General features: G+C 60.2%; 16 protein-coding genes. 1 reads left to right on the top strand and 15 read right to left on the bottom strand.

The genetic code is table 11. The features are described 5' to 3' along the window. Window positions 1-184: 184 nt before the first annotated feature. From CKW38_RS06070 to arnB, 14 genes are all read right to left on the bottom strand, one after another. Window positions 185-1,336 carry an acyl-CoA dehydrogenase family protein gene (locus CKW38_RS06070; protein WP_095112190.1) on the bottom strand — a complete coding sequence of 384 codons (1,152 nt, stop codon included), beginning with the start codon at window positions 1,334-1,336 and terminating at the stop codon, window positions 185-187. Between the two features lie 3 nt (window positions 1,337-1,339). After that, window positions 1,340-2,446, bottom strand: coding sequence for an enoyl-CoA hydratase/isomerase family protein (locus CKW38_RS06065; protein WP_095112189.1), 1,107 nt, complete (start codon window positions 2,444-2,446; stop codon window positions 1,340-1,342). A 231-nt stretch (window positions 2,447-2,677) separates the two neighbouring features. Continuing rightward, the gene (locus tag CKW38_RS06060) at window positions 2,678-3,364 is read right to left on the bottom strand and encodes an HPP family protein (RefSeq protein ID WP_007910169.1); all 687 of its coding nucleotides are present in this window, start codon (window positions 3,362-3,364) and stop codon (window positions 2,678-2,680) included. A 157-nt stretch (window positions 3,365-3,521) separates the two neighbouring features. Further along, complete coding sequence (locus tag CKW38_RS06055) at window positions 3,522-4,700, bottom strand: MFS transporter (protein ID WP_095112188.1); 1,179 nt, start codon at window positions 4,698-4,700, stop codon at window positions 3,522-3,524. A 180-nt stretch (window positions 4,701-4,880) separates the two neighbouring features. Beyond that, window positions 4,881-5,399: a GNAT family N-acetyltransferase gene (locus tag CKW38_RS06050; protein WP_007910174.1), complete on the bottom strand. Its 519-nt coding sequence runs from the start codon at window positions 5,397-5,399 to the stop codon at window positions 4,881-4,883. A 36-nt stretch (window positions 5,400-5,435) separates the two neighbouring features. Then, window positions 5,436-7,031 (bottom strand): glycosyltransferase family 39 protein, encoded by a 1,596-nt coding sequence (locus tag CKW38_RS06045; protein WP_095112187.1) that lies wholly within the window; start codon window positions 7,029-7,031, stop codon window positions 5,436-5,438. Then, window positions 7,028-8,407, bottom strand: coding sequence for a UDP-glucose/GDP-mannose dehydrogenase family protein (locus tag CKW38_RS06040; RefSeq protein ID WP_095112186.1), 1,380 nt, complete (start codon window positions 8,405-8,407; stop codon window positions 7,028-7,030). Before CKW38_RS06040 ends, CKW38_RS06045 begins: the two co-directional genes overlap by 4 nt. After that, on the bottom strand, window positions 8,404-8,808 hold the full coding sequence (gene arnF / locus CKW38_RS06035) for a 4-amino-4-deoxy-L-arabinose-phosphoundecaprenol flippase subunit ArnF (protein ID WP_095112185.1): 405 nt from the start codon (window positions 8,806-8,808) through the stop codon (window positions 8,404-8,406). Before arnF ends, CKW38_RS06040 begins: the two co-directional genes overlap by 4 nt. Then, a complete protein-coding gene (arnE, locus tag CKW38_RS06030; protein WP_095112184.1) occupies window positions 8,805-9,149 on the bottom strand; it encodes a 4-amino-4-deoxy-L-arabinose-phosphoundecaprenol flippase subunit ArnE in 345 nt (114 codons plus the stop codon). Before arnE ends, arnF begins: the two co-directional genes overlap by 4 nt. Beyond that, complete coding sequence (gene arnT, locus CKW38_RS06025) at window positions 9,146-10,798, bottom strand: lipid IV(A) 4-amino-4-deoxy-L-arabinosyltransferase (RefSeq protein WP_095112183.1); 1,653 nt, start codon at window positions 10,796-10,798, stop codon at window positions 9,146-9,148. The genes arnE and arnT overlap by 4 nt, the downstream gene beginning before the upstream one ends. Then, complete coding sequence (gene arnD, locus CKW38_RS06020) at window positions 10,795-11,679, bottom strand: 4-deoxy-4-formamido-L-arabinose-phosphoundecaprenol deformylase (RefSeq protein WP_095112182.1); 885 nt, start codon at window positions 11,677-11,679, stop codon at window positions 10,795-10,797. Before arnD ends, arnT begins: the two co-directional genes overlap by 4 nt. Beyond that, on the bottom strand, window positions 11,679-13,670 hold the full coding sequence (gene arnA / locus CKW38_RS06015; protein ID WP_095112181.1) for a bifunctional UDP-4-amino-4-deoxy-L-arabinose formyltransferase/UDP-glucuronic acid oxidase ArnA: 1,992 nt from the start codon (window positions 13,668-13,670) through the stop codon (window positions 11,679-11,681). The genes arnD and arnA overlap by 1 nt, the downstream gene beginning before the upstream one ends. After that, window positions 13,667-14,683: an undecaprenyl-phosphate 4-deoxy-4-formamido-L-arabinose transferase gene (gene arnC / locus CKW38_RS06010; protein WP_095112180.1), complete on the bottom strand. Its 1,017-nt coding sequence runs from the start codon at window positions 14,681-14,683 to the stop codon at window positions 13,667-13,669. Before arnC ends, arnA begins: the two co-directional genes overlap by 4 nt. After that, window positions 14,680-15,828 (bottom strand): UDP-4-amino-4-deoxy-L-arabinose aminotransferase, encoded by a 1,149-nt coding sequence (arnB, locus tag CKW38_RS06005; RefSeq protein WP_095112179.1) that lies wholly within the window; start codon window positions 15,826-15,828, stop codon window positions 14,680-14,682. The genes arnC and arnB overlap by 4 nt, the downstream gene beginning before the upstream one ends. A 447-nt stretch (window positions 15,829-16,275) precedes the next feature. On the opposite strand from arnB, the gene xerC reads away from it, so the two are divergent. Next, the gene (xerC, locus tag CKW38_RS06000; RefSeq protein WP_256588345.1) at window positions 16,276-17,121 is read left to right on the top strand and encodes a tyrosine recombinase XerC; all 846 of its coding nucleotides are present in this window, start codon (window positions 16,276-16,278) and stop codon (window positions 17,119-17,121) included. A gap of 6 nt (window positions 17,122-17,127) precedes the next feature. Here the strand turns inward: xerC and CKW38_RS05995 are convergent, their stop codons facing one another. Beyond that, complete coding sequence (locus CKW38_RS05995) at window positions 17,128-17,682, bottom strand: membrane integrity-associated transporter subunit PqiC (protein ID WP_007910197.1); 555 nt, start codon at window positions 17,680-17,682, stop codon at window positions 17,128-17,130. Window positions 17,683-17,695: the final 13 nt, after the last annotated feature.

The following is a 17,695-nucleotide window of genomic DNA, read 5'->3' as shown; positions in this document are numbered from 1 at the left end:
CCATTATTACAATCGAATCAGGCTGCACAGTCACAATGGCTACCGAACTCCGGTGGACATGGAAGCCCTGGCGGCATGAAAAAGGGTAAAACCCTATAACCGTGTCCAGTATCGTTTGACCAGATCAGGTCGGCTCCCTCTCCCATTGGGAGAGGGCTGGGGTGAGGGAAAGGGGCCAACACCGTTACAACTGATAGTTCTTCAACTCCCGCGCAATCACCATCCGCTGAATCTCGCTCGATCCTTCATATATCTGGGTAATCCGCGCATCACGGTAGTACTTCTCGACTGGGTAATCCTCCAGATACCCATACCCGCCATGAATCTGAATCGCCGACGAACACACCTTCTCGGCCATTTCCGAGGCAAACAGCTTGGCCTGCGACGCTTCTGACAAACACGGTTTACCCGCCGTGCGCAGCCGCGCCGCATGCAGGATCATCAAGCGCGCCGCGTTGATTTGCATGTGCATGTCGGCCAGCAGGTTGGCGATGCTCTGATGTTCGTTGATCGGTTTGCCGAACTGGATGCGATCGCGCGAATACACCAACGCCGCCTCAAACGCCGCCCGAGCAATACCCAGAGCCTGCGCGGCGATGCCGATGCGTCCGCCTTCAAGATTGGACAGGGCAATCGCCAGGCCTTTGCCGCGCTCGCCGAGCAGATTGGCCTCGGGAATGCAGCAGTTGTTCAGCGTCACCGCGCAGGTGTCGGAGGCGCGGATGCCCATCTTGTGTTCAGTGCGATCAACGATAAAACCCGCAGTATCGGTCGGTACCAAAAACGCCGAAATACCTTTCTTGCCCAGATCCGGGTCAGTCACGGCAAAGACGATCGCCAGCTTCGCCCGTTTGCCGTTGCTGACAAATTGCTTGGCGCCGTTGATCACCCATTGACCGTCACGCAGTTCGGCGCGGGTGCGCAGGTTGTGGGCTTCGGAACCGGCCTGCGGTTCGGTCAGGCAGAAGCAGCCGATGGTTTGCCCACTGGCCAGATCCGCCAGCCAGGTCTGTTTCTGTGCTTCGCTGCCGTAATTGAGTACCGGGCCGCAGCCCACCGAGTTGTGGATGCTCATGAAGGCGCCGGTCGCGCCGTCACCGGCAGAAATCTCTTCCACGGCCAATGCATAAGCGACGTAATCGACGTAAGTACCGCCCCATTCTTCAGGCACCACCATGCCAAGCAAACCGAGCTCACCCATCTTCGCAACGAGCGCATCGTCGATCCAGCCAGCCTTTTCCCAGGCCTGCGCGTGCGGCGCGATTTCACCACGGGCGAAGTCCCGGGCCATGTCGCGGATCATCACTTGTTCTTCAGTCAGTTCGAGATCGTGCATGGCTCAGCTCCCGCTCTCAGGAAAACCGTGGAAGAAACTCGCGACATGCGCAGCGTCCAGCGCAGCGAGGGTCGGCGGGTTCCAGCGAGGTGTCTTGTCTTTATCGATCAGCAGGGCGCGTACGCCTTCGATCAGGTCGCCGCGGGCGAACCACTGGCGATCCAGATGCAACTCCAGTGCGAAGCACTGTTCCAGGCTCAAGTGCCGGCCGCGACGGAGCATTTCCAGGGTCACGGCCATGGCCAGCGGCGAACGGGTTTCCAGTAGATCAGCCGTGGTGGTCGCCCATTCGTGGCTGTCGGCGACGGTCACCGCGCGTAACTGCTCGACCATGCTCGGTACGTCCGGCAGGGCGAAGAAATGGTCGATGGCCGGGCGCAAAGCCTCAAGTGGCGCATCGGGCAAGGTTTGCACGGCGTGTTTGGCCAGCAGGTTTTGCAGTGCTTTGAGCGGCGTGTCCTGCCATTCCATCTGATCGAGTTTTTCGTCGAGCAGCGCCAGTTTGCTGCTGTCCAGATACCAGTCGGCCAAGCCGCAATACAGCGCATCGGCCGCGCGGATCTGCACACCGCTGACGCCGAGATAAATCCCCAGTTCACCGGGAATGCGCGGCAGGAAATAACTACCACCGACGTCCGGGAAATAACCGATCGCCACCTCCGGCATCGCCAGTCGGCTCTTCTCGGTGACCACGCGCAGATCGGCGCCTTGCACCAGGCCCATGCCGCCCCCGAGGACGAATCCGTCCATCAGCGCCAGTACTGGTTTGCGGTAGTGATGAATCGTCAGGTCGAGGGCGTATTCCTCGACGAAGAAATCTTCGTGCAGCGTGTCGCCGCTTTTGAAACTGTCGTATAGGGATCGGATATCGCCACCGGCGCAGAAGGCTTTTTCACCGGCACCGCGCAGGACAACGGCGTGGACATTGGTGTCAGTTGCCCACGCATCGAGCTGCTGTTGTAGCAAACGCACCATGTCGAGGGTAATGGCGTTGAGGCCGGCGGGGCGATTGAGGGTCAGGTGACCGATATGATTGCGAACGTCGGCCAGCACTTCGTTTTGCGTGGCATCCATGGACGGTGTCCGCTGGGATGAAGCCTGAGCTGTCATCAGTAACTCCCTGCTTTTATTGTCTTTATTCGAGAAGCTCGCGCGCGAGCGTTACCGGATCGTAACAGTGCAAATTTGCCGTGTACAACCGGGATATTCGCAGGGGGAGTTTGCGTTTTTACCTTGGTCGAAAATGTGCGCGCTCATGTAGGAGCTGCCGCAGGCTGCGATCTGTTGACCGTTAAAAAGCAAGATCAAAAGATCGCAGCCTGCGGCAGCTCCTACACAGAGTCAGCGGAAGGTTTGGGTAATGCTGCGGCGCTTGGCGTGCAGTTCGCTGGCATGGATCAGTTGTTCGAGATCCTCGGGGGTGATGTCGATGAAGGCTTCCATATCGGCCAACGCGAGTTTGAGGTCTTCTGCGGTGATTGCCTGACTGTCGACCGGGGCAACCATCGGCGCTGGTTCAGCGGGGCGTTTCGGGTAACGGATACGGGTCAGGTTGTTGTAGGCCAAGGCACTGAGCAGCATGCACGCCGCGCCGAGCATCACCGGTTCCATGGCTTTCCAGTCCATCGCGATGGTCGCTGGATCGGCCAATACGAGCGTCAATGCCAACGCCCCGGCCGGCGGATGCAGGCAACGCAGCCAGCACATCAGAATCAGCGCCATGCCCGCCGCCAGGCAGGCGCTGCCCAGAGTTCGGCCGAGCACGTGAGCCACCAGCAACGCCACAACGCCGGCACACAAATAACCACCGAGAATCGACCAGGGCTGGGCGAGGGCGCCGGATGACACGGCGAACAGCAACACCGCCGATGCCCCCAGCGGGCCAATCAGGTGATAGGCGACGTCGTGACCGAACACCTGCGCGCACAACCACACGCTGAACAATGTGCCCAATGCCATGCCGATGGCGGCGCGGCTCCATTCGGTCGGGCGGGTATTGATGGCGGCGGGCAACCAGCGAGCGAGCATGTAAATCCGATCCTTGCAGCAAATTCGAGGCAAAAAAAAGGACTTGTCCGGCATATCCGGAAAGCCCTCGAAGTGTTCCAACATTGGGGGAGGAACGTGCACAGTGTGCCGGGCAAACTCGATGCTGACAAATTCATATTAATGAAGATTTAGTGCATTAATTTTGCATTGAAGCGACGCGACGGCCACTGACGAAGCACAAGTAGCCGCCCACAGCCGCCAGTGCGCTCAAGGCATAAAACATGCTCGGCGCCGGTGTGTGCATCAGCAGAAATCCGCACATGACTGGACTGGCCGCACCACCCAACGCCGCCAGATTCTGCGCGCCGTAGTAGCTGCCGCGCAGTTCTTCCGGGGCGAGGGTGTCGACGAACAAAAAGTCGGCCGGGTAAATGATCATCTCGCCCAAGGTGAAGATAAACATCGCCACGCACCAGCCGAGCAGACTGTCGGCCAGACTGAAACCGATCAGCCCGACGATGAACAACGCAGTGCCGCCGGCAATCCAGTGACGCAGGTGTTCTCGGCTGAGCAGGCGGCCGATCTGGTACTGCAACAGGATCACCGTGATTGCATTGCAGGCGAGCAGGGCGGCCATGGTCTCCAGCGTCTGTTGCTGGGTGTGGGTGACCAGCAGGTATTGCGACAGGTACAGGGTGAAACGCCCGTGCACCAGCGTGCTGAGCAGGCAGCCCAGGGTAAACAGGATCATCGTGCGGTCGTTTTTCAGGATGATCAGGGTTTTCAGAAAGCTGGGTGGCGCAGCGACTGGAGCGATCTGGCTGGCTTCCCGGGCGGCGCCGAGCAGCAAAAATATGCTGCCGATGGCAATCGCACCGGCAACGATGAAGGGCGCCGAAGGCTGCACCCCGGCAATCACCACGCCGATCATCGGGCCGACCGCATAGCCGATATTGGTCAATGTGTAGTTGAGGGAAAACGCCTTGACCCGCTGGCCCACCGGCAGGTTTTCACTGAGGATGGCTTTGGCGCAGATGAGGAACAGCGCCGACGCCGTTTCGCTGATGATCAGCACCAGGGTGACCAGATACAGGTTCTGCGCGAAGGTCAGCAGGATAAGGCCGATGCCGCTGGAGAGCATGGTCAGGATCAGCAACCGGCGCTTGTCCAGCCGATCGATGATGTAGCCGCCATACAGCGACAGCAACGTGGCGCTGAACACCGCAATGCCCAACAGCAGACCGACATCCTGCGGGTTGAGTTTGAGCTTGTTGCTGAGGAACAGGGTCAGCAGCGGGCTGATCAGGGCGCGGCTGATAACGACGGTCAGCGAACTGATCATCAACCGGCGGATGAGGCGCGAGTAGGTGGCCACGAAGGGTCAATGTCCTTATTTCAAATGCTGGGCGGGCGTACGCCATCCTTACCGGGCAGTCACCACCGGTCAAGCCGCCACACCACAATTCCTGTGGGAGCCGTTGTACCAGATACATCAATGTTGACTGACACTCCGCCTTCGCGAGCAGGCTCGCTCCCACAAGGATCTTCATTGCTTTCAAATCAGGCGCAGGCGCATGGCGCAGCGCCGCTCTGGGGGAAATCCGCAGACGATTTCGGCTTGCAGCGCATCGCGTAAATGGCGTTCGGCTTTTACATTCGCCAACTCGACAAACCCCATCCTCTGATAAAACGGTGCATTCCATGGCAGATCGCGAAAGGTGGTCAATGTCACTGAGTTCAACTGCATCGCGCGCGCTTGTTCAATGACTGCCGCAACCAGTGCGCGACCGATGCCTTGTCCTTGAAAAGCCTGACTGACGGATAGCTCCTCAATGTGCAGGTGCTGATCAATGTCGACAGCACGAACAAATCCAGTCAGTTGCCCACCGCTATGTTCAGCAACCCACACGTACGCCTGTTCGATGGCCAGCAGATGTTGGCCAGCATCGGGCACCTCGGCATCAGCCAGCCACGCCAATGGCGGATCAAGACGAAACAATTGCGCTGCCGAATGCTCGATCGCGGGGAGGGCTTGCGCGTCAGCAAGGCTGGCGCGGCGTACGTCGAAGGTCATGTTGAGGCGCATCCTGCCGGTCGAGAGCTGGACAGGTTACGGTTTCAGCCACAGCAATACATAGTCGTTTTTGTCGAAACGCCCACTCAACACTGGCTGCGCGCTTTCCAGCGGCGTGCCCTTGAGGGATGCCAGATCACTGCGGTCCATCATCAGCCACGCCGGGCCTTTGATCGCCTCCAGTTGCTGGATCGAGTCACTGAACTGCGGTTGCAGATCCTGCGGGAGATTGACCATGAACTTGATCGCTTTCGCGTCCCTGCCCATGCCGTGCAGCACCAGTGGTGCGGGGTTATGCTGGATCTGAGCGAAGACCTCGCGGCTGAACGTTTGCGTGTCGTACAGACGCCGTTCCACCGGCTCGAACACCGCCGCGTACACCGTCCACAGCGCCAACACGGCACACAACGCCAGCACTTCGGCTCGCCAACGCGGGACCAACAATCGCGACAACGCCAACAGCTGCAGCACGCCCAACGCGATCAAAACAATCGAAACCTCACCCAATTGCTCGGGAAACCGCTGTCGGGCGATCAGCAACACCACCATCAACAAGCCCGGCGTGACCAGCCACACACCCAGCATCAACCCGCGCAACCAACGAAATACCCAACCATGCGCCACCTGAAACGGATACGCCGCAATGATCGCGGCCATGGGCAACATCGGCAGCAAATACCGCGCCTTCTTCGCCTGGGGAATCGACAAGCCGACCATCACAATCAGTCCGGCTGCCGCGCAATACTGCACCAGGCGTAACGCCGGGCCACGCTGCTGTGGTTTGCTCAGCCAGGCCGCCGCCAACACCAGCAATGCCAACGGGTAGGCGAGGGCATAGTTACCAAAGGAGCTAGTGAAGTAATACAGCGAACCGCTGACGCCTTCGCTGCCGTCCATGCGCCCCATGAACTGCATGCGGATCACGTCCTGCAAAAACACCGGCCCACCGCTGACCTGCGCTAGCCATAACAACAACCCGACACACGCGGCCAGCAACAGCGAAGCCAACACACCGAACACCAAGAGTCGCGACCATTGCCGGTTGAACAGGTAATAACTGCAGAGCATGCCGGTCGGCACCACCAGACCAATCGGCCCGCGAATGCCGAAACCGAGCAATAGCAAAACGAAGATCAGCGGCCAGTGACGCCTGCCGCCAAAATGATCATGGGCATACCCCAGATAGAACACCGCGAACGCCACCGCCGCGAGCATCAAATCCTGCGACACCGCGCGCACTTCGGTGACAAAGCCACTGGTGAGCATCAGCCACGCAATACTGATCAACGCCCAGCGCCGCGAGTACGGCGCCAGCAGTCGATACATCAGTGTCACGATCAGTGCGCCGGCGATCGCACTCGGCGCCCACGCGGTCAACGCATTCACCGCACCGAACGGCAACGACAGCAGCCAGATAAACAGCGTCGAAACTGCTGAATAATCCGCGTACGGCTGACCATAAGTCGTCGGAAACAGCGTCGGCCCATGGCGCAGCATTTCCTGCGCGAACAACACAAACCGCGAATCGAAACCAATCGGGGCCTGCCCGAAGACCCCGGCGATGAACAATAAAAACGCCAGCAGCCCTGCGATCAGCGACTGCCGGCGAATCTCAGGCGACAGCGTAATCAAGCGACGTCGGACGCGTGCGGCCACTGTTGCAGCGGAATCGGCAGTTTTCGCGATTCACCACGGCCCATCGGGAAGTAATGGAAACCGTTGCGCGCCAGACGCTCGGCGTCGTACAGGTTGCGCCCGTCGAAGATCACCGGGGTGTTGAGGCGTTGCTTGATCAGGTCGAAGTCAGGCGCCTTGAACTGCTGCCATTCGGTGCAGATGATCAGTGCGTCGGCGCCGGGCAACACCGATTCGGGCGTGCCCATCAGCATCAGCTTCGACTCGTCCGGGTAGAGGTTCTGGGTTTCCTGCATGGCTTCCGGGTCGAAGGCGCGCACGCTGGCACCGGCGGCCCAGAGTTCTTCCAGCAGGACCCGGCTCGGCGCGTCGCGCATGTCATCGGTGTTGGGTTTGAATGCCAGCCCCCACAGGGCAAAGGTCTTGCCACGCAGATCGCCGCGGTAGAACGCGTTGATACGCTCGAACAGTTTGTGTTTCTGGCGCTGATTGATCGCCTCGACCGCTTGCAGCAAGTCGCTGGAGCAATGCGCTTCTTCGGCACTGTGGATCAGCGCGCGCATGTCTTTGGGAAAGCACGAACCGCCATAGCCGCAGCCCGGGTAGATAAAGTGGTAACCGATGCGCGTGTCGGCACCGATGCCCTGGCGTACCGATTCGATGTCGGCGCCCAAGTGCTCGGCCAGTTCGGCGATCTGGTTGATGAAGCTGATCTTGGTCGCCAGCATGCAGTTGGCGGCATACTTGGTCAGCTCGGCGCTGCGCAGGTCCATAAACATGATGCGGTCATGGTTGCGGTTGAACGGCGAGTACAGATCGCGCATCACGTCGCGCACGTCATCACCGTCGCAGCCGATGACGATACGGTCCGGGCGTCGGCAGTCGGCAACCGCCGAGCCTTCCTTGAGAAATTCCGGGTTGGAGACGATATCGAACTGCAGCAGGCGGCCGACCTTGATCAAAGCCTTTTCGATGTGCGTGCGCAGCGTATCGCCGGTGCCCACCGGCACCGTGGATTTCTCGACGATGATCAACGGCTGCTCACGATGGCGGGCAATCGCATCACCTACCGACAGCACATAACGCAGATCGGCCGAGCCGTCCTCACGCGACGGCGTACCGACGGCAATGAACGCCACCCGAGCGTGCTGCACGGCAAGTTGTTCATCGGTGGTGAATTGCAGGCGTTTCGAATCCAGACCTTCACGTACCAGGCTGGCCAGCCCCGGTTCGAAAATGCTCACGTGACCCTGGCGCAACAGGTCGACCTTCTTCTGGTCGACGTCCATGCACACGACATCATGGCCGACTTCGGCCAACACAGCCGCTTGCACCAGACCGACATAACCGCTGCCAAATACTGTGATTTTCATGGAGCACTCCTGAATTCGGGCGCACGAGCCGGACGAGTGTTGATGGTGATGACCCCGAGCATGACCAACGCCACGCCCAGTGATTTAGTGAAACTGAAGGATTCGTTGAACAGCGGCAGACTGGCCGCCAGCAGGTACACCAGCGCATAGCTGATGCTCAGCAGCGAGTAAGCGCGGCCCAGCGGCAGATCGCGCAGGGCGGCGAGCCAGCAGAGCATCGACAGGGCGTAGGCAAAAATCGCCGCAACGACCACAGCCAATGCACGCAGGTCGAGGCTGTCGACGTGCAGCCATTGTTCCGGCACGGGCAGGCGGGTCATGCTCCAGCGCATGCCCAGTTGCGCAGCGCTGACGAGAAACACGCTGCCCAACGCGAAGGTGATGCCACGGCGCGGGTTCATGATTGTTGCCCCAACAAAACCACGCCGCCGATCACCAACGCCACGCCAAGCCAATCCTGGCGGTCGATGGGCTCACGGAAGACAAAGCGCGCGATCAGGGTGATCAGCACGAAGTTGAGGCTGAGCATCGGATAGGCAATGCCGACTTCCAGCCGCTGCAACACCAGCAGCCAGACCAACAGGCCCGAGCCGAGGGCGAGCAGGGCCAGCCATAACCACGGCGAGCGCAGTTTGGCGGTCAGCGAAGAATCGCCCCCGCGCCAACTCTCCACGGCGTACTTCTGCGCAATCTGCCCCAGACAAGTCAGCAGGCACGCAGCCAGCAGCAGCAACAGGCTCATGACGCCTCCTTGGGCAGGATCATGATCACCAGGTTGCCCTGCTCATAACGGACGCCGTCCTTAGGCAATCTATCGATTTCGTCCAGTTCGTCCTGCCCCTTGACGCGCATCACCACGCCGACTGAACCGCTGCGGCGCGCCTCGCGCATCCACTGTTGTACGTGTTCGGGATCGACCCGCTGTTGGATGCCGTCAGGATAGGCAAGGCCATATTTCAATTCGCCTATCGTGTTGTACAACGCCACTTGCGGGGTTTTCAGGCGCCAGGCCAGTGCGGACGCGGCACCGAGATCGTTGCTCAGCAGGTGGGTGGTCTGCGCCAGTTCCGTGACGTGATGCTTGATGAACTGATCCGGCATCTTGTTGGCGACCACCGACTTCGGCAGCGCTGCCGGCAACACTGCGATCAGCAACAGGCTGCCCAGCGCCGGTGCTGCCCAGCATTGCAGCGGCAGAAAGGCTTGCAGCAGGTTGGCGATGATCCAGCCGATCAGCGCGATAAACACCAGCACCATGCTGTGCAGTTCGTGGTCGTAGACCGGTTTGGTCAGTTGCAGATAGACCAGCGCGATCAACGTGACGATGCCCAGCAACAGATTCAGCACACCGTTGATGCTCAGCGCCAGACCTTGCTCCAGACGCAAACGATCGGCCAGCGCATGACCGAGCAGCAACGCCATCGGCAGCAGGCACGGCAGGATGTAGGTCGGCAATTTGCCGTTGCTCAGGCTGAAAAACAGCAGCGGCATCAGCAGCCACAGCAGCAAAAACACGACGTTGGGCTGAGCGCGGGTTTGCCAGGCTTGCTTGAACGCCGTCGGTAGCAATCCCGCCCACGGCAAACTGAACGCCACCAGCAGCGGCAGATAGAACCACCACGGCGCATCGTGTTGCGCGTCATCACCGGCAAAGCGACGAATGTGTTCGTGCCAGAAGAAGAACCGCCAGTAGTCCGGCTCCTGTGCATGCACCGAAAGCACCCACGGCAGGCTGACGAGGATCGCCACGGCAATCGCCACCGGGCCGAACATCAGCAGTTCACGCCAGCGTTTTTGCCAGAGCATCCATGGCAGGGCGATCAACACCGGCAGTAGCCAGGCGAGGAATCCCTTGGTCATGAAACCCATGCCGCAGGCCAGGCCCAATAGTGCCCAGGCCGCCATGCGCTTGCCGCTGGTGTGGCTGTCGAGGGCAAACCACAGCGCCACCAGACTCAGGTTGACCCAAAAGGTGAATTGCGGATCGAGGTTGGCGTAACCGGCCTGCCCGGCGACGATGGTGAAACTCATGTAGAGCAGGGCGCAGACGAAGCTTTTGCGCGGTTCGTTCCACAAACGCCGGGCGAGCAGATAGCACAGCAGCACGCTCAGGCCGGTGCTCAGCGCCGACACAAAGCGCACGCCGAACAGGTTCTGCCCAAACAATTCCTGCCCCAGCGCGATCATCCAGTAACCGGCAATCGGCTTCTCGAAATAGCGCAGGCTCATGAAGTGCGGCGACACCCAGTTGCCGCTCAGCAGCATGTCCTGACTGATCTGCGCGTAACGGGTTTCGTCGGGAATCCACAAACCATGCGTGCTCAGCGGCAGCAGATAGGCCAGCAAGCAAATGACCAGCAACAACAGTGGCAGCGTCCAGCGTTTAGTCATGCGCCTTGCACTCCCAGCCAGCCTTCACGGCCGTCGAGGGCGCCGCGTTGCACACGGCCCACGGGCAAGGTGTTGAAGAACTCGGGCAACAAATCGCCCAGCGGTTTGAACGCGATGTTGCGCTGACGTGCAGCGGCCAGCAATTGACGAAAATCCTCAGCCATCAGAATCCCTTCCACTTCGGCATGAATGGTGTAGACGTTGAGCTGTTGCGGGCGGAAGTGATCGAGAATGAAACTGTTGAAGTCGCGCGCTGCGACGATGGGGCCAACGATTTCGTCGAAAGTCGGCAGGTCCACGGGAATCTGTGGAGTACCCGGCGTACCGTCGGCCAGCAACGGGCGAAACAGGCGTTGCCCACGGCAATCGCTGTTGTAGCGAAAGCCGAAGGCTTGCTTGGCTTCGATCACGCGTTCATCCGCACGCCAACCGGCGGCGGCCGAACACTCGACTTTTTCGCCGAGAATGTCGCTCAAGGTGTCGACGCCCTGACGGATCTGCTCGATCAGTTGCGCATTGCTCCAGCGCCCGGCGTTGGCCTGCCAGCCGTGGTGATCCCAGGCATGCAGACCGACTTCATGACCGGCATCGCGCGCCTGACGCATCAGGTGCCCGAGGTCACGGCCAATCGGTTTGCCCGGCCACGCGGTGCCGGCCAGTAGAATGTCCCAGCCATACAGGCCGGCGGCATTGGAGCGGAGCATTTTCCAGAGGAACTGCGGGCGGATCAGGCGCCACAGATGCCGGCCCATGTTGTCGGGGCCGACACTGAAGAAAAACGTCGCCTTGATCTGCGCCTCGTCGAGCATTTCCAGCAAGCGCGGCACCCCTTCACGGGTGCCGCGAAAGGTGTCGACGTCGATGCGTAGACCGGCCTGCATCAACGCTTGTCCGCTTGTTCGAGCATGGCTTCACGCAAGAAGAAATCCAGCGTATTGCCGATGGTCTCGCGCATTTCCACGGTCGGCGTCCAGTCAAGCAGGCGCTTGGCGTTGGCGATGCTGGGCTTGCGGTGCTCGACGTCCTGGTAACCGGCGCCGTAGAACGCCTTGCTCTCGACGTCGCGGAAACCGGCGAACGGCGGGAAGTTGTCGCGCAGCGGATGCGCTTCAAACTGACGCAGCAACTCTTCGCCCAACTGACGGATGCTGGCTTCGTTGTCCGGGTTACCGATGTTGATGATCTGGCCGTTGCAGACGTCGTTGTCGTTATCGATGATCCGCGCCAGTGCCTCGACGCCGTCAGCAATATCGGTGAAGCAGCGTTTCTGCTCGCCGCCGTCGAACAGGCGAATTGGCGTGCCTTCAACCAGATTGAGGATCAACTGAGTGATGGCGCGGGAGCTGCCTATGCGTGCCGAATCCAGGCGGTCGAGACGCGGGCCCATCCAGTTGAACGGGCGGAACAGGGTGAAATTCAGACCCTTGGCGCCGTAGGCCCAGATCACCCGATCCAGCAGTTGTTTGGACACCGAGTAGATCCAGCGCTGCTTGTTGATCGGGCCGACCACCAGATTGGAAGTGTCTTCGTCGAAATGCTTGTCCTGGCACATGCCATAGACTTCCGAGGTCGACGGGAAGATCACGCGCTTGTTGTACTTGACGCAGTAGCGCACCAGTTTCAGGTTTTCTTCGAAGTCGAGTTCGAACACGCGCAGCGGGTTGCGGGTGTATTCGATCGGCGTGGCGATGGCCACCAGCGGCAGGACCACGTCGCACTTCTTGATGTGGTACTCGATCCACTCGGAGTGAATGCTGATGTCGCCTTCGACGTAGTGGAAGTGCGGATGACTGCGCAGACGGTCGATGGCATCGGAACCGATGTCCAGGCCATAGACTTCGTAGCGGTCATCGCGCAGCAGACGCTCGGACAAGTGATTGCCAATGAAGCCGTTGACGCCAAGGATCAGCACGCGAGTGCGACGCGGTGCGCGGCCGGATTCAGCTCCGCGCAACAGCGAGCCGTCGACCAGACCGAGTTCGTTGGCCAGTTGCGGGCCACTGAGGAACAGGCCGTTGTCGTTGCGTTGGCCGGAGAGGATCACCAGCGAATCTTCACCACAAGCAATGCGCAGGGGATCAACGCTGATTACGCGGCCGGGGGCCTGGCCGTCGTTGCCCTTGACGACTTCGGCGCTCCAGACGATGAGTTTGTGCTCACCGACCGCGCAGAAAGCGCCCGGATACGGTTGGGTCACCGCGCGAACCAGGTTGAACAATTGCTCGGCAGGTTTCGCCCAGAGCAGTTTGCCGTCCGCTGCGGTGCGACGACCAAACACGGTGGCTTTGGATTCGTCCTGCGCGGTTTCGCTGGTCTTGCCTTGCAGCATCGCCGGCAGCGTGTCGCGCAGCAGATCGGTGGCGGCGATGCGCAACTTGCCGTGCAGGCTCAAAGCGGTGTCGCTGCGTTCGATGGCCACGCGCTGTTGGGCAACAATGGCGCCGGCATCGGCACGTTTGACCATGCGGTGCAAGGTGACGCCGGTTTCGCTTTCGCCATTGACCAGCACCCAGTTCGCCGGGGCGCGGCCGCGGTAGCTCGGCAACAGCGAGCCGTGCAGGTTGAACGCGCCTTTTTTGGCCACGGCCAGCAACGACTCGCTCAGCAGGTTGCGGTAGTAGAAGGAGAAGATGTACTCAGGGGCGAGTTTGGCAATCCGTTCGATCCACAACGGATGGTTGACGTCTTCCGGCGCGTGCACCGGGATGCCTTTGTTGGCACAAAGTTGCGCAACCGATCCGTAGAACGCGTTCTCTTTCGGGTCATCGGCGTGAGTGAATACCGCTGCAATGTCATAGCCGCTGTCGAGCAGCGTTTGAATGCCGGCGCAGCCAATATCGTGATAAGCGAAGACAAGAGTTTTTGCGCTCATGAGAGAACCTGATCATTGGAGGAGGAGAGACCGTCGACGGTGATGGCGCGCGGCGGCATGGCGGGTTGGCCGCGCAAGACTTTTTCAACGAAGAAACGCGGGCGGGCGCGCACGTCGCTGTACATGCGCCCGAGGTATTCACCGAGCAGGCCCATGCCGATGAACTGGCCACCGGTGAACACAAACAGCACGGCGAACAGTACGAACATGCCGTCACCGGCCCAGCCGGCACCGAACGCCAGGCGCATGACGATCAACGCGAAGGCAAACAGCAATCCAAGCCCGGCCATGGTGAAACCGACGATGCTCAGCAGGCGCAAAGGTGTGGTGGTCATGCAGGTGATCAGGTCGAACATCAGATTGATCAAACGCATCGGGCTGTACTTCGAATCGCCGTGCTCACGCTCGGCGTGGGCGACGACAATTTCGGTGGTGTGGCGGGCGAAACTGTTGGCCAGAATCGGAATGAAGGTGCTGCGTTCACGGCAGGCGAGCATCGCGTCGATGATCGTCCGCCGGTAAGCGCGGAGCATGCAGCCGTAGTCGCTCATGGCGACTCCCGTAGAGCGCTGCACGGCGAGGTTGATCAGCTTCGACGGATAGCGGCGCAGGGCCGAATCCTGACGGTTGCCGCGCACGGTGCCGACCACGTCGTAACCCTTTTCCGCTTCAGCAACCAGCCGGGGGATTTCTTCCGGCGGGTTCTGCAGGTCGGCGTCGAGGGTGATGACCACATCGCCTTTGCACTGCTCGAAACCGGCCATGATTGCTGCGTGCTGGCCGTAGTTGCGGTTGAGGATGACCGCCACGAACGGGCTGTCCTCACGGGTTGCGGCTTCTTCCAGCATATTCGCGGACTCGTCACGGCTGCCGTCGTCGACGAGGACGATTTCATAGTCGTGACGCAGCATCCGGCAGGCCGCCTCGGTGCGGCGCAGCAGTTGCGGCAGGCTGTCCTGTTCGTTGTAGACCGGGATAACGATCGACACACAGCGGATCGGATAGGGTTTCACGGGCGTTTGTCCATAAGAGTGGCGATGGCACCGACCACGCGATCAAGGTCTTGATCGCTCATGTCGGGAAACAACGGAATCGAGCACAGCCGCGCCGAGTTCCACTCGGTGTCGGGTAGGTAGAGGTCGGGATCACGCTGGCGGTACCAGGTGTGCAAGTGGGTGGCGATGAAATGGATACCGGTGCCGATGCCTTGGTCCTGCAAACCTTGCATGAAGGCTTCGCGGTCGATGCCGCAGCGCTCGCTGTCGATGCGCAGGATGAACAGGTGCCAGGCGTGGGTTTGTGCGTAAGCGGGCAGGGCCAGCGGTTGCACCGGCAGGCCTTCGAGTTTTTGCCGGTAGGCGGCGGCCAGTTCCGTGCGGCGGGCGTTGATTGCGTCCAGACGCTCCAGTTGCACCAGCGCAATCGCGGCGTTGATGTCGGCGAGGTTGTATTTGAACCCCGGCTCCATCACTTGCGCCTGCGGCTTGCGGCCACCGGTCAGGCGATCGTAGGCGTCGACGCCCAGACCATGGAACTTGAGCATGCGCACGCGGCTGGCCAAGGCTTCGTCGTCGGTGACGAACATCGCGCCTTCGGCACAGGTCATGTTCTTGATCGCATGGAAGGAGAAAATCGCCGTGCCCTGCGCGCCGACGTGACGCCCCTTGTAGCGGGTGCCGGCAGCGTGCGCGGCGTCTTCGATCACCGCGATGCCGTGCTTGTCGGCCAGCGCATACAGCGGATCGAGATCAAACGCGGCGCCGGCGTAATGCACGGGAATGATTGCTTTGGTGCGTGGGGTAATGGCGGCTTCGATGCGCGCGGCGTCGGTCATCAAGGTGTCGCGATCAACGTCAACGAACACCGGTGTGGCGCCGAGCAGCGAGATCATGTTGGCGGTCGACACCCAGGTCTGCGACGGGGTGATGACTTCGTCACCCGGGCCAATGCCCAAGGCCAGCAAGGTAATGTGCATGCCGCCGGTGGCCGAGGAAAGTGCCACTGCATGCTTGCAGCCGACATAGTCGGCAAACTGTTCTTCCAGTGCCTGGCTTTTAGGGCCTGTAGTAATCCAGCCCGAACGCAGTACTTGTTCAACTGCGGCTATTTCTTCATCGCCGATACTCGGCCGGGAAAACGGCAGAAACGCTTGACTCATAAGAACCTCGGGGCGACAGCCATCCTTCAGCCGATTGTCTGAAAAACACGGAATTTCAAAGGGTTGAGATACCGGCCGGGGAATGCCTGATTGACTTTTAAGTCCACGGACGGCAGGGTTGCAGGCCTTTCGGGGCAACCTGTTGTAACTAAGGTTATGCGCGTTTTTGTCAAAGGAACATGAAAAAACGGTCGGCGATTCGTCTATCTGTAAGCCATACAGCCACCGTTCAGACTTCTTCCGTTCATCGGCTCTTTTAATCGAAAAGTCCTACGGAAGAGTCGCTCTTTATATAAGTTTGTTTGCACTTTTAAGTTGTTTTGTTGAACTGTTTTCTATTCAAGGCCGTTTCGTTTGATTGACTTGTCGAGTACTGCATCCATCCCGTCGAACACTAATCCGCTGACGCTTTATCTGGCGCGACTGGCGCCTTCCAGCCAACTGACCATGCGTTATGTCTTGCAGGACGCTGCGGACCGCCTCGGTTTCGAAGACGTGGATATCGAAGAAATTCCCTGGCACGGGCTGCAACCGGAAGACGTCGTGGCACTGGTCGCCGCGTTGCGCGCCGACGGCTATGCACCGAATACCTCGTCGCTGTATGTGAATGCCGTGCGCGGGGTGATGAATGAAGCCTGGCGCATGAGCCTGATCAGTCAGGATCACTTGTTGAAGATGCGTTCGGTCAAAGCCATTGCCGGCACGCGCCTGTCGCAGGGGCGCAACTTGAAGCGCACTTTGATCCACGAACTGATGGAAGTGTGCGCCGCCGATCCACGCCCGCAAGGGCTGCGCGATGCGGCGGTGATTGCGTTGTTGTACGGCACCGGCATGCGTAAATCGGAGTCGGTGGATCTGGACTTGAATCAGGTCGACTTCACCGAGCGCAGCCTGACCGTCACCGGCAAAGGCAATAAGCAACTGATCAAGTACGCACCGGCCTGGGCGTTCGCCAAACTCGATGCATGGCTGGAACTGCGCCGTTCAGAACTCAAGGAAGGCGAGACTGACGATGCCTTTCTGTTCAATCGCATCCGTCGCGGCAGCCATATCACCCGCGAGCGCATCACCAAACACGCGATCTATTACATCGCCCGTCAGCGTGGCACGCAGGTCGGGGTGAAGATCATGCCGCACGATTTCCGCCGTTCGTTTATCACGCGGGTGATCGAGGAGCATGATTTGTCGATTGCGCAGAAGCTCGCACACCACAGCAACATCCAGACCACCGCCAACTACGATGTGCGTGATGACAACGAGCGGCGGCGTGCGGTGGATCGTTTCGATCTGTAGGCCCCGTCAGGACGGCGAAGGGCAGGTGCGCGCGTTGCCGGTGGCCGCCCGACTGATCTGCTCGGCCAAGCGTTTGACGTTGTGCTGCTGGGCGCCCACCAGATCATCGATGGTCGGGCCGGACGGTGTTTGTAGGGTCGAACGGCAGGTCAGCAAGCCATTGTCAGTGGCGCCGTCGGGACGCAAGCGCCATTTCGCGTCGATCAGGCCGTACTGACCGGGGATCGAGTCGAAGCGTTGCACTTCGATGCGCACCGAAACGTTGCCTTGGCCACTGCTATTGCTCAATTGATCGGCCAGTGCACCGCGCAATTCATCTGCCAATGTCGCCCCCCACCAATCGGTTTCCAGAATCGCCAGGCCGCTGTTGCCCTGGCGGATAACGATTTGTGCACGGTCGACCTGCGGCGGCACGCTCAGCGCTTCAATCGGAATCTGCGCGCCGGTCCGGGTGTTGGCGATCTGCACCGGCGTCAGGGTGTGAAAGCTGATCGGGTCGCTGCGGCACGCGCCCAGCAGCATGAAGGCAGCGAGCACGGTGATCTTCAGCGGTAAAGCCATTGGGTTAGCTCCT

It is taken from the genome of Pseudomonas sp. Irchel 3H7, assembly GCF_900187605.1.
Lineage (GTDB): Bacteria > Pseudomonadota > Gammaproteobacteria > Pseudomonadales > Pseudomonadaceae > Aquipseudomonas.
This window is presented reverse-complemented; position numbering and strand designations above follow the sequence as displayed.

Bases quoted from the DNA above. Each gene is read 5' to 3' on its own strand.
- CKW38_RS06070 (WP_095112190.1), bottom strand. From the start codon at position 1,336: ATGCACGATCTCGAACTGACTGAAGAACAAGTGATGATCCGCGACATG.
- CKW38_RS06065 (WP_095112189.1), bottom strand. From the start codon at position 2,446: ATGACAGCTCAGGCTTCATCCCAGCGGACACCGTCCATGGATGCCACG.
- CKW38_RS06060 (WP_007910169.1), bottom strand. From the start codon at position 3,364: ATGCTCGCTCGCTGGTTGCCCGCCGCCATCAATACCCGCCCGACCGAA.
- CKW38_RS06050 (WP_007910174.1), bottom strand. From the start codon at position 5,399: ATGACCTTCGACGTACGCCGCGCCAGCCTTGCTGACGCGCAAGCCCTC.
- CKW38_RS06040 (WP_095112186.1), bottom strand. From the start codon at position 8,407: ATGAAAATCACAGTATTTGGCAGCGGTTATGTCGGTCTGGTGCAAGCG.
- arnF (WP_095112185.1), bottom strand. From the start codon at position 8,808: ATGAACCCGCGCCGTGGCATCACCTTCGCGTTGGGCAGCGTGTTTCTC.
- arnE (WP_095112184.1), bottom strand. From the start codon at position 9,149: ATGAGCCTGTTGCTGCTGCTGGCTGCGTGCCTGCTGACTTGTCTGGGG.
- arnT (WP_095112183.1), bottom strand. From the start codon at position 10,798: ATGACTAAACGCTGGACGCTGCCACTGTTGTTGCTGGTCATTTGCTTG.
- arnD (WP_095112182.1), bottom strand. From the start codon at position 11,679: ATGCAGGCCGGTCTACGCATCGACGTCGACACCTTTCGCGGCACCCGT.
- arnA (WP_095112181.1), bottom strand. From the start codon at position 13,670: ATGAGCGCAAAAACTCTTGTCTTCGCTTATCACGATATTGGCTGCGCC.
- arnB (WP_095112179.1), bottom strand. From the start codon at position 15,828: ATGAGTCAAGCGTTTCTGCCGTTTTCCCGGCCGAGTATCGGCGATGAA.
- xerC (WP_256588345.1), top strand. From the start codon at position 16,276: ATGCGTTATGTCTTGCAGGACGCTGCGGACCGCCTCGGTTTCGAAGAC.
- CKW38_RS05995 (WP_007910197.1), bottom strand. From the start codon at position 17,682: ATGGCTTTACCGCTGAAGATCACCGTGCTCGCTGCCTTCATGCTGCTG.